Genomic DNA, 15,436 nt, shown 5'->3' on the forward strand with positions numbered 1-15,436 from the left:
CGACCTCTCCAGTTTTAAAGGACGTGCCATTTTTGGGGCACGAACAGTTCTTCAAAGGTGCGGATGGCAAACTCATCGCTCATACCGCTGATGTAGTCAGTGACGGCGCGCTCCCGCCCCTCCTGATAGGCCAGCTGCACATAAAAGTTGGACATCCGGTCCACATGGGTCAGGTAGTACTCGTACAGCTCCGCGATAAGCTTGTCTACTTTCTGCTCCTCGCGCTTGGCATTTTTGTCCACATACACGGTGGCGTACATGAAATCCCGCAGGGCGAGAAACGCCTCGTATTCCTCCGTGCCCATGCGGACATCCCCCTCGCTGTGGGTGAGGATGCTGTTGATCATGGTGGTGATACGGGCGGATTTGGTCTGTCCCAGCACCGCTGTGCAGTCCTTGGGCAGGGTGGCAGCGTCCAGCACACCGGCGCGCACGGCGTCCTCAATATCGTGGTTGACAAAGGCGATCTGATCTGCCAAGCGCACGATGCGCCCTTCCGGGGTAGCTGCCCATGTGCCCTTGGTGTGGGTGACGATGCCGTTGCGCACCTCCCATGTCAGGTTAAGCCCCTCGCCGTCCTTTTCCAGTCGATCCACTACACGCAGGCTCTGCATATAATGGTGGAAGCCGTCCGGGCAAAGATCGTTCAGCGCTTTTTCGCCTGCGTGACCAAAGGGAGTATGTCCCAGATCATGCGCAAGGCTGATGGCCTCGGTCAGATCCTCGTTCAGGCGCAGGCCCCGGGCGATGGTGCGGGCGATCTGCGAGACCTCCAGTGTATGGGTCAGCCGGGTGCGGTACAGGTCGCCCTCCGGCGAGAGGAACACCTGCGTTTTCTGCTTGAGACGCCGGAAGGCCTTGCAGTGCAGCACCCGGTCGCGGTCCCGCTGAAACACCGGGCGCAGCGGATCCTGCGGCTCCGGCACGACTCTGCCGCGGCTTGCATCGCTGAAGGTCACCCACGGTGCAAAGGTGAGGTGCTCGATCTCTTCGGTTCTCCGGCGCACATCCATACAGATCCTCCTTTTATTTTTCGGGCTTCTCCCCCTCCCCTCTGCACGCAGCCGATCCCAATTGCTGCGCTGCAGCAATTGTAGCACATCGGCAGTGTCGAAGGGGGAAGTTCGGTGTCGGTTTGCAAAAAGGACTTTGTTTTTTAAAATGGTGCGTAGAACGGGTCAGACACCGTTACCTGAGCGCCGCCCCGGGTCAGTTCTCGCAGCTGCTCCAGCAACGGCGCTTCGGTGTGCTCCGGCATCTGCCAGCGCAGGGTGACACGGTCTGCAAACTCCGGCGGTGCCTGTTTTGCCCCGGCGGCGTCAATGAGCAGAGATGCACGCTCGTAGAGGGCGTAGTCCACGGTGACCTGCAGCTCCACCACGCTGCGCACCGTGACCACCTCGGCGTTTTCCAGCGCACGGGCAGTGGCGGTAGTGTAAGCGCGCACCAAGCCGCCGGTGCCCAGCAGCACCCCGCCAAAGTAGCGGGTGACCACCACGATCAGGTCTGTCAGGCCGCTGTGCTGCAACACTTCCAGTGCGGGCGTACCGGCGGTCTTTGCCGGCTCGCCGTCATCGGAATAGCGCTCGCGGTTGCCCGCCCGCAGGCGGTAGGCGTAAACATTGTGCCGCGCGGTGCGGTTGGCTGCCCGCACCTGCTCCAGAAAGGCCACAGCGGCTTCCTCACTGTCAGCAAAGGAAAGCTGTGCGATAAAGCGGCTCTTTTTCTCTTCGTATTCGCCGGTGGCCGTGCCCCGGACGGTGCGGTAATCCTCCACGTTAGATCCTCCTGATAATAACTCAGAATAAGTATAACACAAACAGGCGCAAATAAAAAGACTGACGAAGCCTTGCGGCCCCGCCAGTCTTTTATAAGAAGAAAGCAGTTGATCACTTGGTAAAGATCTGGATCCACTGATGACCCCAAGTGCTGTTGCTGTTATAGTAGTAGCCAACACTCATCTTGCGAGCCTCAGGGTTCAGGATGTTAGCGCGATGGCCTTCGGAGTTCATCCATGCGTTGACGACCTCTTCAGGAGAGACGCTGCCCCATGCGGCATTCTCGCCGGTGGGGGTATCGGTGACACCGTAGTCCTTCAGGACGGTAAAGCACTTGGAGCCATCAGGACGGACGTGGGAGTTCACAACGGCGATCTCCTCGGCGCGGGTCTGTGCAGCGGCGGTCAGGTCGTCATCGCCCATTTCCAGAGCAGTCAGACCGTACTTTGCGCGCTGAGCATTGACCAGATCCAAAACTTCCTGACGGTAATTTTCAGTGTGGGAATTTTCGGGGTAAGAGAAGATCAGCACCCAGTAGTTATTGTAGACGCCGCCTTCGTAGTGGCCAACGCTCACAGTAGTAGCATCGGCGTTCAGGATACGCTCGCGGGTAAAATCGGTAGCCATCCACTGATCCATTGCGGCATCGGGGGTGGAGCAGCCGGCCATGTAGTTCTCGCCGATGGAAACATCGCTGATGCCGTTCTCTGCCAGAACGGTGAAATCGCGCTGACCGTTGGGACGAACGTAGGAGTAAGAAACTGCCAGCTCCTCGGCACGCTCCATTGCAGCAGCGTTGTGGCTGCTGTCGCCCAGAGCAACGGGAGCCAGACCGGCCTGTGCGCGCTCGTTATTGACCAGAGTCAGGAAGCTGCGCTGGTAGGCGTCTTCCTCAAAGTAAGAGTTTTCTTCTTCCACAGATGCGGTAGCAGGAACGGCAGCCTGTGCGGCGTTTGCGGTGACGGGCTTGAAGCCTGCAAAGCCAAAAACCACAGCCAGCGTCATTGCAGCTGCTGCGATATTCTTTACGGTACTCATTGCACGCTTCATAAGATTGCCTCCGGTCTGTTGCCTTATGCAGTGTGATGTTGGATGCTGCAACTCATTTGCAACTCTGTCGTATCACATCCGCAACTCTTGTGTCACAAGAGTATCACAAAACCATACAGACGTCAAGAGGTTCAGAGGCTGTTTTGAAGAAAAAATACAGATTTTTTTAAAAAATCCCGCCCTTTTATCGCAACTCAAGCGTAACAAACAGTCCGAAAACGTTACAGTTGTGTTGCGCTTCTCCCCAAAATCAGCCGAGTGCAACAGGTATCGCACACTTTTGGGGGCGTTCTGGTGCGTTCCAGTTTGCATATTATAGCATTTATATACATTTATTTGCATATCATAGCTTTGTGTACGCTTTTGTGCCGCTTTGTTCTATTCCCTTCTCCGCTCCTTTCCCATGGAAAGCAAATTGGAGCTGCTGTGCAGTGTCCGGCACAACAGCTCCATCATTAAAAAACGCAAAAAGAGGCCGCTGCACAAAAATGTGCAACGACCTCTCACAATTCAGGCTATGCTATTGAATGATGCTCAGGAACAGGCAATCACAGAGCAGCCTTTGCTGCCTCGATCTGCTTGATGAGCTCGGGCACGACCTTGAACAGGTCGCCCACGATGCCGTAGTCTGCAACACCGAAGATGGGAGCACCCTCGTTCTTGTTGACAGCGATGATGCACTCAGAATCCTGCATACCGGCGGTGTGCTGGATGGCACCGGAAATGCCCAGAGCCACATAGATCTTGGGGTGCACGGTCTTACCGGTCTGACCGACCTGATGGTCAGCGGTCATCCAGCCTGCATCGGTGACGGCACGGGAAGCACCCACGACGCCGCCGCCCAGAGCGGCTGCCAGCTGCTCTGCCAGCTCGATGCCCTTGTTGACATCCTTGCTGATACCACGGCCAACGGAGACGATGACGTCTGCGCCGATCAGATCGACCAGCTTCTCAGCAGCCTTCTCCACGCTCAGCACTTCGGTCTTGATGTCCTCAGCGGTCAGGCTGAAGGCGGGCTTGAGGATCTGGCAGGCATCAGCCTTGGCCTGATCGAAGGGAGCCTTCTTCATAACACCGGGACGCACGGTGGACATCTGGGGACGGAAGCGGGGGCAGATGATGGTAGCCATCAGATGGCCGCCGAATGCGGGACGGGTCATCTTCAGGTTGCGGTCTTCCATATCGAACTTCTGCTTGGACAGGTCGATGGTGGAGCTCTCCTTCAGGAAGTCGATGTACTTTGCAGTGTCGATATCCAGATGGGTAGCGTCGGCGGTCAGGCCGGTGTGCAGACGGGCTGCGCAGCGGGGGCCGAGGTCGCGGCCAATGTTGGTAGCGCCGATCAGCAGCACCTCAGGCTTGTACTCGTTGACCATATCGCACACGACCTTAGCGTATGCATCGGTGGTGTAATCCTTCAGCAGGGGGCTATCGCACACCAGAACCTTGTCGGCACCGTAGCCGCCCAGTTCCTTGGCAATGCCATCAACGTTGTCGCCCAGCAGCAGGCCGGTGACTTCGCAGCCCAGCTCGTCGGCCAGCTTACGGGCCTCGCTAACCAGCTCGAAGTCAGTGGACATCAGTGCGCCCTGGCGCTGCTCGCAAAAGACCCATACGCCCTTGTATTCGTTAAAATCAGCCATTGTAATCCTATGCTCCTTTCATCAGATCAGGTGCTTCTTGGCCAGGATGCCAGCCAGCTGGGCAGCAACATCGTTGCCCTGCAGCATGGTGCCTGCGCCCTTCTGCGGAGGAGTGAAGGACTTAAAGACGTTCGTCGGAGAACCCTTCAGGCCAATGGTGTCCACCTCGATCAGCGGATCGTCCTTCAGTGCGTTGTAATCAAACACTTCCATGGGCTTGTCGTAGCAGGTAAAGATGCCGTTCACGCTCATGTAGCGGGGGTCGTTCAGCTCCTTGATGCAGGTCAGCAGGCAGGGAGTCTGCACCTTGACCATCATGTAGCCGTCCTCCAGCATACGCTTCACGGTCAGGGTGTTGCCGTCCTTCTGGATGTCGGCAACGTAGGTGACCTGCGGCAGATGCAGCTTTTCAGCGATCTGGGGGCCGACCTGTGCGGTATCGCCATCGATTGCCTGACGGCCGCAGAACACAACGTCCTCGGGGCCAACGCCGATCTTGTTGACGGCAGCAGCCAGAATCTGGCTGGTTGCAAAGGTATCGGAACCGCCGAACTCACGACCGGAAACCAGAACAGCCTTATCAGCGCCGCGGGCCAGCAGCTCACGCAGCATGCCCTCTGCCGGCGGGGGACCCATGGTGACAACAACGACCTCGCAGCCGGTGGCGTCCTTCAGTTTCAGGGCAGCCTCCAGAGCGTTCAGGTCATCGGGGTTGGTGATGGTTGCCATGGATGCACGATCCAAAGTGCCATCGGGCTTGACGGACACCTTGCCGGAGGTATCAGGAACCTGCTTTACACAAACAATTGCTTTCATTGTAACTCTTGCCTCCCTTACTTCAGCAGCGCGCCGGAAATGACCATCATCTGCACTTCGCTGGTGCCCTCGTAGATCTCAGTGATCTTGGCATCACGCATCATGCGCTCGATGGGGTAGTCACGGGTGTAGCCGTAACCACCGAACAGCTGCAGGCAGCGGCGGGTCACATCGCTTGCGGTGCGGGCTGCGATCAGCTTAGCCTGTGCAGCCTCAACGCTGTAACGAACCTTTGCGCCATCCATAGCCTGCTGCTTCTTCAGGGCGGCAGCATAAACCAGATACTTAGCAGCCTCAACACGAGCCTTCATCTCAGCCAGCTCGAACTGGGTGTTCTGGAAAGCAGCAATAGCACGGCCGAACTGCTTACGCTCCTTGACGTAAGCAATGGTCTCCTCCAGAGCGCCCTCGGCAATGCCCAGAGCCTGAGAAGCGATGCCGATACGGCCGCCGTCCAGCGTAGCCATAGCCAACTGGAAGCCCTTGCCGCGCACGCCCAGCATACGATCCTTCGGGATGCGGCAATCCTCAAAGATCAGCTCGCAGGTAGAAGAACCGCGGATACCCATCTTGTCCTCTGCCTTACCAACAGAGAAGCCCGGGTCGGTGCGCTCAACGATGAATGCAGAGCAGAGCTTAGTGGGACGGCCGCGCTTGTCCAGCACGTTATCGGTAACGGCGATGACGATGAACACATCAGCAAAGCCGGCGTTGGTGATGAAGATCTTGGAGCCGTTCAGCACCCAGTAATCGCCATCTTCCTTGGCAATGGTCTGCTGGCCCTGTGCGTCAGTGCCAGCGCCCGGCTCGGTCAGGCCGAAAGCACCCAGCCACTCGCCGCTGCAGAGCTTCGGCAGGTACTTAGCCTTCTGCTCGGGGGTGCCGTTCTCGTAAATGGGAGCAGCGCACAGGCTGGTGTGAGCAGAGACGATGACACCGGTGGTGCCGCAGACCTTGCTCAGCTCCTCCACGGCCATGACGTAGGACAGCACATCGCCGCCTGCACCGCCGACCTCAGTCGGGAAATAGATGCCCATCATGCCCAGCTTGCCCATCTTTTCGACGGTCTCCTTGGGGAAGTATTCCTCTGCGTCAACCTTCTTTGCCAGAGGCTTGACTTCGTTCTCAGCAAACTCGCGGTACATTTTCTGCACCATCTGCTGCTGCTTGGACAGAGTAAAATCCATCGCTATATCCTCCTAACAGGTCTTTTTTCATTTACCGGAATAGCCCGGTGCAAACAAATTCCTCCCGACCGCTTTCCCCGCAGCCGGGAGAAATGTTTATCAGAACTTACAGCTGGTCAACAGGGGTCTTGGTGCGGTCTGCGTTGTAAACGTAGAAGCCCTTACCGGTCTTGCAGCCCAGATTGCCGCCACGCACCATCTTGCGGATCAGCGGGCAGGCACGGTACTTGCTGTCGCCGGTCTCGTTGTACAGCACGTCCATGATGGCCAGGCAGATGTCCAGACCGATGAAGTCGCCCAGTTCCAGGGGTCCCATGGGGTGGTTAGCGCCCAGCTTCATGGCAGTGTCGATGCCAGCGATATCGGAGACGCCCTCCATCTTAATGAAGGCAGCCTCGTTGATCATGGGGATCAGGATGCGGTTGACCACAAAGCCGGCAGCCTCGTTGACCTGAACGGGGCTCTTGCCGATGGCAACGGCGATCTCCTTGATCTTCTCAACGGTCTCAGCGGGGGTGTTGCAGCCGGCGATGACCTCGATCAGCTTCATGCGGTCTGCGGGGTTGAAGAAGTGCATACCGATCAGGGGACGGGTCAGGCCCTTGCCGATCTCGGTGATGGACAGAGAAGAAGTGTTGGAAGCGAAGACGCACTCGGGCTTGCAGATCTTGTCCAGCTCGCCAAAGGTGGTCTGCTTGACCTTCATATCCTCGAAAGCAGCCTCAACGACCAGATCGCAGTCTGCGCACAGATCTTCCTTCAGGCCCGGGGTGATGGCTGCAACGATCGCGTCAACCTTCTCCTGAGTCATCTTTCCCTTAGCGACCAGCTTCTCGTAGCCCTTCTTGATCTTTGCCAGACCATTCTCGGCCCACTCCTGCTTGATGTCGCACAGAGCAACGGTGTTGCCCTCAACCTGTGCAAATGCCTTTGCGATGCCCTGACCCATAGTGCCAGCGCCGATAACACCGATCTTCATAGGAAATCTCTCCTTTAATATCAAAAATTATGTAATGGATTAGTTGTTGGTGAACACTGCCTTGGGCTTCGGTTTCTCACGGGACAGGAAGCAGGCCATGCCCTCCTTCTGGTCGTGGGTCTCGAAGCAATCGCCGAACAGCTTCTCCTCGACCTCAACAGCCTTCTCGATGGGCAGGCTGATGCCGTCGTTCATTGCCTTCTTGCAGTTGCGCACAGCAATGGGAGCGTTCTTTGCGATCTTGCCGGCCAGCTTCAGGACATTCTCCATCAGCTCAGCCTGCGGATACACGGCGTTGACCAGACCGATGCGGTAAGCCTCGTCAGCCTTGATGTTCAGAGCAGAGTAGACCAGCTGCTTTGCCATGCCCATACCAACCAGACGAGCCAGACGCTGGGTGCCGCCGAAGCCCGGGGTGATGCCCAGACCGACTTCCGGCTGACCGAACACAGCGTTGTCAGAGCAGATGCGGAAATCGCAGCTCATAGCCAGCTCGTTGCCGCCGCCCAGTGCAAAGCCGTTGACGGCTGCGATGACGGGGATGGGGAAATGCTCGATCATCAGGAACACATCATTGCCCAGCTTGCCGAAGGCCTCGCCTTCTGCCTTGGTCATAGTGCTCATAGAACCGATATCAGCACCGGCAACAAAGCTCTTGTCGCCTTCGCCGGTCAGAACGATGCAGCGGACAGTCTCCTGATCGACTGCCTCAAAAGCAGCCTTCAGGTCAGCCAGAACCTCGGGGTTCAGGGCGTTCAGTGCCTTGGGACGGTCGATGGTAATGATCTCAACAGCGCCCTGCACCTCGGTTTTTACAAATGCCATTGTGAAAACCTCCATTTCATACAGTTCAGTTTTTTTCAAAACAGCCCCCGGAACGCGGGAGGGCTCTCCGGTTCCCTCCGGCGCTCCGGGTCTGTGGTTCAATCAGGATTCAGAGAAAAAGTGCTTAGTCCATCTCAACGATGGTAGCGCAGCCCATGCCGCCGCCGATGCACAGGGTAGCCAGACCCTTGTGAGCACCACGGTGCTTCATAGCGTACAGCAGGGTGACCAGGATACGAGCACCGGAAGCGCCGACCGGGTGACCCAGAGCGATTGCGCCGCCGTTGACGTTCAGCTTGTCCTTATCAAAGCCCAGAGCCTCGCCGACAGCGATGGACTGTGCTGCGAATGCCTCGTTGGCCTCGACCAGATCCATATCGGCAACGGTCATGCCGGTCTTGGCCATGACCTTCTTGGTAGCAGCGATGGGGCCCAGACCCATGACCTCGGGCTCAACGCCTGCCAGAGCACCGGCGACCCAGGTTGCCAGAGGCTTCACGCCCAGCTCCTTAGCCTTCTCCTCGCTCATGACGACCAGAGCAGCAGCGCCGTCGTTGATGGCGGAAGAGTTACCAGCGGTGACGATGCCGTCTTTGGTGAAGGCGGGCTTCAGCTTTGCCAGAACCTCGGGAGCGCTCAGACGGGGGCCCTCATCGGTATCGAACACGGTGTCGCCCTTCTTGCCCTTGATGACAACAGGAACGATCTCGTCCTTGAAGGCGCCGTCCTTGATGGCCTTGTCAGCCTTCAGCTGGCTGTTGTATGAGAACTCGTCCAGCATCTCGCGGGTGATGGGGCTGTAGCCGTACTTCTTCTGGTAGGTCTCGTTGGTGCAGACGTTCTCAGCGGTCATGCCCATGTGCTTGTTGAAGCCGCAGGCATCCCACAGTGCATCGTTGACCATGGTATCCACGATCTCGCTCTTGCCCATGGGAGCACCCATGCGGTAGCCATAGCGAGCCTTCTGCAGTGCGAAGGGAGCCATATCCATGTTCTCCATGCCGCCTGCAACAACGATATCAGCATCGCCTGCCTCGATCATCTGAGCAGCCATGTTCACGCAGTTCAGACCGGAGCCGCAGACCACGTTGACGGTGACGGCGGGAGTCTCGATGGGCAGGCCAGCCTTCAGGGCAGCCTGACGAGCGACGTTCTGGCCCAGACCAGCCTGAATGACGCAGCCCATGTAAACATGATCGACCTGCTCGGGCTTGACGTTTGCACGGTTCAGAGCCTCCTTGATGACGATGGAGCCCAGCTCAGTAGCGGGAACGTTGGCCAGAGTGCCACCGAACTTGCCGATAGCGGTGCGGCATGCAGATGCGATAACGATCTTTTTCATGTGAATAGCCTCCTGAATTGTGTATGTGTGTTACTTATCGGTTACCCATTTATCAAAACGCCCTGCGGCATTTTTGCGGTATCAGGTCTCTTCCCTCTTCCGGAGCTGTGCGTATTTTTCGTTGACGGCCTTTTCCACATTGGGTGTGACGAACTTGCTGATGTCACTGCCGTAATATGCTGCTTCCTTTACGATGGTGGAGGAAAGATAACTCCACTTGATGCTGGTGGCAAGAAACATGGTCTCGATGCCGGGCATCAGTGCGTGGTTGGTCTGCGCGAGCTGAATCTCGTTTTCAAAGTCCGTTACCGCCCGCAGCCCGCGCACCATCACGGATGCGTGACGCTTTTTTGCGAACTCCACGGTCAGGCCGTCGAAGCCTTCCACGGTCACGTTGGGGATGTTCTTGCAGCATTCCTGCAGCATAGCCACCCGTTCCTCCACTGTGAACAGCGGATGCTTGGCGCTGTTGATCAGCACCGCCACGATGAGGTGGTCGTTGATCTTTGCTGCGCGCTTGATGATATCAAGGTGTCCCTTGGTGACCGGATCGAACGACCCGGGATAAACTGCTGTTGCCATCGGTCAGTGTCCTCCTTGTGCGCTGTAATTACTAAGCGCGATGTGGTTCTGCCATGATAGCACTTTCCAGCCTTGGGTGCAACCTGTAACTGCTGCGGTGCGTTTTATCGTTAAATTTTAAACGAATCATTCCGCACTGCTCCGCAGTTGCTTCCCACGCTATTAGTAAAGCACATCGTCAAAATTTTATCAAGTCTTTTTCTCAACTTTTTTGTTTTTTGCGTACCAAACAATCCCCACATAAAGCCAAGAAAACTGTTCATTATGCTATACTGGCTGTTTTTTGGCCAAAACTATTGATTCTACACTTTGTTAATGTTATAACTAAGTTGAACTGTTCTGCGCAGAGCGGAGCACACACTGCTGCCTTGTTTATAAGGTTACCATACAGATGTGGCAAAACGGTGTGCATTCCGCAAAACAGGCGTAAAACAGCTGCATAATTTGTCCGCACAGAATTGTTTACAATTCTTTTATGTATTTTAAGAGAGGATGGTTTATAATGGATTACAAGGAACTGTACGCACAGAAGCTTATGACTGCTGCGCAGGCTGCCGCTCTGGTCAAAAGCGGCGACTGGGTGGACTACGGCTGGGCTGTGAACACCCCTGTGGCCGTGGACGCCGAGCTGGCAAAGCGTCTGCCGGAACTGGAAGGGGTCAACTTCCGGGGCGGCATCCTGATGTGGGTGCCGGAGATCTTCCAGATCGACGACCCCGCTGCCCACATGACCTGGAACAGCTGGCACATGGGCGGCATTGAGCGCAAGGCCATTGCGCAGGGTTTCGCCTTCTACTCCCCCATCCGCTACTCTGAGCTGCCCCGCTACTACCGCGAGAGCAGCGACCCCGTGGATGTGGCAGTATTTCAGGTGACCCCCATGGACGAGCACGGCTACTTCAACTTCGGTCCCAGCGCTTCGCATCTGGGTGCTGTGTGCGAAAAGGCCAAGAAGATCATCGTAGAGGTCAACACCAATATGCCGCGCTGCCTTGGCGGCATGGAGAACTGCGTACACGTTTCTCAGGTAAGCGGCATTGTGGAGGGCGCAAATCCCCCCATCGGCCAGATGGCAGCTGCCGGTGCCGCTACCGAGGTTGACCTGAAGGTAGCCAACCTCATTGTGCCGCAGATTCCCAACGGTGCCTGCCTGCAGCTGGGCATCGGCGGTATGCCCAACGCCATCGGCGGGCTGATCGCACAGAGCGATCTGAAGGATCTGGGCGTGCACACCGAAATGTATGTGGATGCCTTTGTGGATATTGCCAAAGCCGGCAAGATCAACGGCAGCCGCAAGCAGTTGGACAAGGGCCGTCAGGTCTACGCCTTTGGTGCCGGCACCCAGAAGATGTACGATTACCTGAACGATAACCCGGAGTGTATGTCTGCCCCGGTGGACTACACCAACGACATCCGCAGCATTTCCGCACTGGACAACTTTATTTCCATCAACAATGCCGTGGATATCGACCTGTATGGTCAGGTGAACGCCGAGAGCGCCGGTGTGAAGCACATTTCCGGCGCAGGCGGTCAGCTGGACTTCGTGCTGGGCGCATACCTTTCCAAGGGTGGCAAGAGCTTTATCTGCCTGTCCTCCACCTTCTTTAATAAAAAGACCGGCCAGCTGGAAAGCCGCATCCGTCCCACGCTGGAGAATGGCAGCATCGTTACCGACACCCGCGCCAACGTGCACTATCTGTGCACCGAGTATGGTTGCGTGAACCTGAAGGGCCTGACCTCTTGGGAAAAGGCCGAGGCTCTGATCAGCGTGGCACACCCGGACTTCCGCGAGGAGCTGATCCGCGAGGCTGAAAAGCTGCACATCTGGCGCAGAAGCAACAAAATTTAATAAGCGCTGTGGGTATTCCCGCTGCCCGCAGCAGGAATGGAGTTTGTCATGATGGACAAAAAGCCGCACATCAAACCGTATCTCTATGGGATGCTCGCAGGGTTTGGTGCCATTGCACTGAGCATCATCTTCTTTTTCCTTATTTACCGCTTTGACGGCTTCGGCTCAGCTATCTCTACCCTGACCGGCATCCTGATGCCCTTTATCTACGGTGCCGTCATTGCCTATCTGCTTAAGCCGGTGTGCAACAGCATCGAAGGCTTTCTGCGCCGGTTCATCCCGGAAAAGATGAACGGTCTGATCAACGCGCTGTCCGTGGCGCTTACCATCCTGTTCGGGCTTTTGCTGGTGTATGCACTGGTCATGATGATCGTGCCGCAGCTCATTACCAGCGTGACTACCCTGTACTACACCGCGCAGGCCAACATTACAAAGTTCATGAACTGGGCAAACCATCTGGAGTTTATTGAAAAGAACGAACAGATCACGGAGCTGCTCAATTCAGCCTACGCTGCTCTGAACACCAATCTGGACACATGGAACACATGGCTCAAGAACACCCTGCTGCCCTCCATGCAGAACATCCTGAGCGGCGCAGCCATTGGTGTGCTGAACGTGGTGACGGTGGCCAAAAACCTGATCATCGGCATCATCGTGGCAGTGTATATGCTGGCCAGCCGCAAGCGGTTCGTGCAGCAGGGCAAGCTGGTGCTGCACAGCATCGTCCGCCCCCGCTGGGCGCAGCTGATCACCGAGGAAGTGAAGTACGCGGACAAAATGTTCGGCGGTTTCATCAACGGCAAGATCATGGACTCTGCCATCATCGGCGTGCTGTGTTATATCGGCTGCCTGATCTTCAAGTTCCCCAGTGCGCTGCTGGTGTCGGTGATCATCGGTGTGACCAACGTGATTCCCTTCTTCGGCCCCTTCATCGGTGCTATCCCCGCCACGCTGCTCATCCTCATCCAGAGCCCCATCAAGGCGCTGTGGTTCGTGCTGTTCGTGCTGGTTTTGCAACAGCTGGACGGCAACATCATCGGGCCCAAAATTCTGGGCAACACCACCGGCCTTTCCAGCTTCTGGGTACTGTTCGCCATTCTGCTGTTTGGTGGCCTGTGGGGCTTTGTGGGCATGATCGTGGGTGTGCCGCTGTTCGCCGTCATCTATGATGTCATCAAAAAGCTGGTCATCCACGGCTTGCAGCGCAATCAGGAGCTGACCCTGCTGAACAGCTATCACGACCAGTTCGGCGACCCCGCAGACGATGCAACTGCACAGCCCGCTGCACCGCAGTCTGCTGAAAACCAGTAAACCTTCCCTGCCCCGCATCAGAGCACTTCCGATGCGGGGCATTTTTTAGCCATGCCGTATCATAAGAACGTATATAAAGGAGAACGATTTAATGGGTATTAAAATGATGTTATTGGGTATCGCTGTTATTCTGGCTGGGATTGCCTTATCTATAAGTAATATTTTTGCTTTTGTTGGTGGAGCCGCAGGTCTTTTAATCACAATTGCTGGTATGTTTATACAGAACAAAAACACAACCGAGAAATAATTCACGGAGGTACGGCAAATGACTTACACAATCGCGATCATTTCTACTTTAGCGGCATGGTTCGTTGGCCTGTTTGCAGACGTAAATATTGATTTTGGAGACCCACAAGGATTTTTAGCTCTCAGAGTGCTGTTTCCTGTTTTAGCTATGGGAATTTGTATTCTAAAGGCAATTAAAGAACGCGATAAGAAATAAATAGCCGCCAACATGCACAGCAAAACCCCCGCCTTATGTTCCGGGCAGGAACACAGGGCGGGGGTCGTTTTATTGTTTTAAATCAGGCTTCGGTTCAGTCCTGCGGCTGAGAGGGCTTCCAGTCCTTATAGTTTTCGTACCGGCTCTCGCGGACCTTGTGGTGAGACCAGATCTCGTCAGCGGTGGGCTGCCAATCGGCGGCGTAAGCCTTGCACTTCTCGCACAGGTGCTCGACGCTTTCCGGGGACTGCAGGTCGGTGCTGTGGGCACCGGTCTCGTGCACCATCTTTTCCAGCAGCTCGGGGTTTTCCAGCATCGGGCAGGGACGCAGATGGTTCTTATTGAAGGGCTGGCCGTTGTGGTAAGCCATGAACAGCGGGCTGTGCAGAATTTCCAGAATAGACTGGTCGTGGATATTGGCGTTGGAGTAGTGGATGAACACGCAGGGCTCGGCGTCACCGGCAGAGTTGATGTGGAAGTAGTTGCGACCGCCGGCGATGCAGCCGCCCACGAACTCGCCGTCGTTCTGGAAGTCCATGGGGTAGAACGGGATATCGCACTCGGAAGAGCGCAGATAGCGGATACGGTCGATCATATACTTGCGCTGTTCCGGGGTGGGCATCAGCTCCGGGGCGGCCTCGTTGCCCACAGGCATATAGTGGAAGTAGAAGCCGAAGTGTGCACCCTTCTCGCACAGGAACCGCATGAACGCGTCGTTGGTGACAGCGTCGATGTTCTGGCGGGTGTAGCAGATGGAGGTGCCGAAGAGGATGCCGTACTTCTTGAGCAGATCCATGGCGTGCATCACAGCGGCATAGTGGCCTTCGCCACGGCGGGCATCGTTGGTCTCCGGGGTGCCCTCGATGGACAGCATAAAGGCGATATTGCCCAGACGCTGCACTTCTTCACAGAAGGGCTCGTCGATGAGGGTGGAGTTGGTGTAGATGGCAAACTGCACATCGTTGTGCTTTTCGGCCAGCTTGAGCACATCCTTCTTGCGCACCAGCGGCTCGCCGCCGGTCAGCATATACAGGTACACGCCCAGTTCCTTGCCCTGCGTGACGATCTTGTCCATATCCTCAAAGCTGAGGTTGTTCTTGTTGCCGTACTCGCCTGCCCAGCAGCCCACGCAGTGCATATTGCAGGCAGAGGTGGGGTCGAACAAAATCAGCCAAGGGATGTTGCACTGGTATTTGACGCGGTTCTCGCGGATCATCTTAGTGCCGCGGAAGAAGGCTTCGTAGCCCAGATTCAGCGCAGTGGTGCGCGCCACGTGGGGGTCGGTCTGATCCAGCACGCAGTTGATGAGCTTCGTCCACTTGCTGTTAGGGTCGGTCAGCACCTTTTTGGCGTTCTCGTAGGTCTCGTCGCTGAAGCCGCTGCCGTAGAACTGCTTTGCAGCATCTACCAGCTGGCACATTGTTTTTTCACGGTCTTGCTCGGCGCGAGAAAGCGCCACGTCCACTATTTTACCAAGCGCAGCACGCTGCATCTTGTGAGTCAGATTATCAAGAGATGTATTCATAGCTTTTTCCTCCCGAAATAATTCCTTTGGAAATTCTTATTTTGCCTGACCACATCCTACCACTTTGCGTGTTTTTGTGCCATAAACAGAAAATACGCCGTGATAGA

The 15,436-nt window shown here is 56.2% G+C and carries 15 protein-coding genes; 4 read left to right on the forward strand and 11 right to left on the reverse strand.

Annotated elements, in window-relative coordinates:
• Positions 1–14: 14 nt before the first annotated feature.
• From MTP36_RS08990 to coaD, 10 genes are all read right to left on the reverse strand, one after another.
• Positions 15–1,013: a deoxyguanosinetriphosphate triphosphohydrolase gene (locus MTP36_RS08990; RefSeq protein WP_249248016.1), complete on the reverse strand. Its 999-nt coding sequence runs from the start codon at positions 1,011–1,013 to the stop codon at positions 15–17.
• 143 nt (positions 1,014–1,156) lie between these two features.
• Positions 1,157–1,777, reverse strand: a complete 621-nt coding sequence (locus tag MTP36_RS08995) for an IMPACT family protein (protein WP_249248023.1) — start codon at positions 1,775–1,777, stop codon at positions 1,157–1,159.
• Positions 1,778–1,889: 112 nt separating this feature from the next.
• A complete protein-coding gene (locus MTP36_RS09000; RefSeq protein ID WP_249248034.1) occupies positions 1,890–2,828 on the reverse strand; it encodes a CAP domain-containing protein in 939 nt (312 codons plus the stop codon).
• A 548-nt stretch (positions 2,829–3,376) separates the two neighbouring features.
• Positions 3,377–4,471 (reverse strand): acryloyl-CoA reductase electron transfer subunit beta, encoded by a 1,095-nt coding sequence (gene acrA / locus MTP36_RS09005; RefSeq protein ID WP_249248036.1) that lies wholly within the window; start codon positions 4,469–4,471, stop codon positions 3,377–3,379.
• Positions 4,472–4,492: 21 nt separating this feature from the next.
• Positions 4,493–5,287: an acryloyl-CoA reductase electron transfer subunit gamma gene (gene acrB, locus MTP36_RS09010; protein WP_055184538.1), complete on the reverse strand. Its 795-nt coding sequence runs from the start codon at positions 5,285–5,287 to the stop codon at positions 4,493–4,495.
• 17 nt (positions 5,288–5,304) lie between these two features.
• Positions 5,305–6,474, reverse strand: a complete 1,170-nt coding sequence (locus tag MTP36_RS09015) for an acyl-CoA dehydrogenase (RefSeq protein ID WP_005926213.1) — start codon at positions 6,472–6,474, stop codon at positions 5,305–5,307.
• 106 nt (positions 6,475–6,580) lie between these two features.
• A complete protein-coding gene (locus MTP36_RS09020; protein ID WP_249248037.1) occupies positions 6,581–7,453 on the reverse strand; it encodes a 3-hydroxyacyl-CoA dehydrogenase family protein in 873 nt (290 codons plus the stop codon).
• 39 nt (positions 7,454–7,492) lie between these two features.
• Complete coding sequence (locus MTP36_RS09025) at positions 7,493–8,278, reverse strand: enoyl-CoA hydratase-related protein (protein ID WP_249248039.1); 786 nt, start codon at positions 8,276–8,278, stop codon at positions 7,493–7,495.
• Between the two features lie 124 nt (positions 8,279–8,402).
• Positions 8,403–9,620 (reverse strand): acetyl-CoA C-acetyltransferase, encoded by a 1,218-nt coding sequence (locus tag MTP36_RS09030; RefSeq protein ID WP_015538445.1) that lies wholly within the window; start codon positions 9,618–9,620, stop codon positions 8,403–8,405.
• 81 nt (positions 9,621–9,701) lie between these two features.
• Positions 9,702–10,202, reverse strand: coding sequence for a pantetheine-phosphate adenylyltransferase (gene coaD / locus MTP36_RS09035; protein ID WP_249248070.1), 501 nt, complete (start codon positions 10,200–10,202; stop codon positions 9,702–9,704).
• Between the two features lie 502 nt (positions 10,203–10,704).
• Here coaD and MTP36_RS09040 point away from each other — a divergent pair.
• The 4 genes from MTP36_RS09040 (at position 10,705) to MTP36_RS09055 (ending at position 13,804) form a co-directional block, all read left to right on the forward strand.
• Positions 10,705–12,051, forward strand: a complete 1,347-nt coding sequence (locus tag MTP36_RS09040; RefSeq protein WP_249248081.1) for a butyryl-CoA:acetate CoA-transferase — start codon at positions 10,705–10,707, stop codon at positions 12,049–12,051.
• A gap of 48 nt (positions 12,052–12,099) precedes the next feature.
• The gene (locus MTP36_RS09045) at positions 12,100–13,362 is read left to right on the forward strand and encodes an AI-2E family transporter (RefSeq protein ID WP_249248083.1); all 1,263 of its coding nucleotides are present in this window, start codon (positions 12,100–12,102) and stop codon (positions 13,360–13,362) included.
• A 91-nt stretch (positions 13,363–13,453) separates the two neighbouring features.
• Positions 13,454–13,609, forward strand: coding sequence for a hypothetical protein (locus tag MTP36_RS09050; protein WP_249248105.1), 156 nt, complete (start codon positions 13,454–13,456; stop codon positions 13,607–13,609).
• A gap of 18 nt (positions 13,610–13,627) precedes the next feature.
• Positions 13,628–13,804, forward strand: a complete 177-nt coding sequence (locus MTP36_RS09055; RefSeq protein WP_249248128.1) for a hypothetical protein — start codon at positions 13,628–13,630, stop codon at positions 13,802–13,804.
• A gap of 94 nt (positions 13,805–13,898) precedes the next feature.
• Here the strand turns inward: MTP36_RS09055 and MTP36_RS09060 are convergent, their stop codons facing one another.
• On the reverse strand, positions 13,899–15,329 hold the full coding sequence (locus MTP36_RS09060) for a radical SAM protein (protein WP_249248141.1): 1,431 nt from the start codon (positions 15,327–15,329) through the stop codon (positions 13,899–13,901).
• Positions 15,330–15,436: the final 107 nt, after the last annotated feature.

Source organism: Faecalibacterium sp. I4-1-79 (assembly GCF_023347235.1).
Classification (GTDB): domain Bacteria; phylum Bacillota; class Clostridia; order Oscillospirales; family Ruminococcaceae; genus Faecalibacterium; species Faecalibacterium tardum.

Bases quoted from the DNA above. Each gene is read 5' to 3' on its own strand.
- acrA (WP_249248036.1), bottom strand. From the start codon at position 4,471: ATGGCTGATTTTAACGAATACAAGGGCGTATGGGTCTTTTGCGAGCAG.
- MTP36_RS09020 (WP_249248037.1), bottom strand. From the start codon at position 7,453: ATGAAGATCGGTGTTATCGGCGCTGGCACTATGGGTCAGGGCATCGCA.
- MTP36_RS09025 (WP_249248039.1), bottom strand. From the start codon at position 8,278: ATGGCATTTGTAAAAACCGAGGTGCAGGGCGCTGTTGAGATCATTACC.
- MTP36_RS09060 (WP_249248141.1), bottom strand. From the start codon at position 15,329: ATGAATACATCTCTTGATAATCTGACTCACAAGATGCAGCGTGCTGCG.
- acrB (WP_055184538.1), bottom strand. From the start codon at position 5,287: ATGAAAGCAATTGTTTGTGTAAAGCAGGTTCCTGATACCTCCGGCAAG.
- MTP36_RS09050 (WP_249248105.1), top strand. From the start codon at position 13,454: ATGGGTATTAAAATGATGTTATTGGGTATCGCTGTTATTCTGGCTGGG.
- MTP36_RS09030 (WP_015538445.1), bottom strand. From the start codon at position 9,620: ATGAAAAAGATCGTTATCGCATCTGCATGCCGCACCGCTATCGGCAAG.
- MTP36_RS09045 (WP_249248083.1), top strand. From the start codon at position 12,100: ATGATGGACAAAAAGCCGCACATCAAACCGTATCTCTATGGGATGCTC.
- coaD (WP_249248070.1), bottom strand. From the start codon at position 10,202: ATGGCAACAGCAGTTTATCCCGGGTCGTTCGATCCGGTCACCAAGGGA.
- MTP36_RS09015 (WP_005926213.1), bottom strand. From the start codon at position 6,474: ATGGATTTTACTCTGTCCAAGCAGCAGCAGATGGTGCAGAAAATGTAC.
- MTP36_RS09040 (WP_249248081.1), top strand. From the start codon at position 10,705: ATGGATTACAAGGAACTGTACGCACAGAAGCTTATGACTGCTGCGCAG.
- MTP36_RS08990 (WP_249248016.1), bottom strand. From the start codon at position 1,013: ATGGATGTGCGCCGGAGAACCGAAGAGATCGAGCACCTCACCTTTGCA.
- MTP36_RS09055 (WP_249248128.1), top strand. From the start codon at position 13,628: ATGACTTACACAATCGCGATCATTTCTACTTTAGCGGCATGGTTCGTT.
- MTP36_RS09000 (WP_249248034.1), bottom strand. From the start codon at position 2,828: ATGAAGCGTGCAATGAGTACCGTAAAGAATATCGCAGCAGCTGCAATG.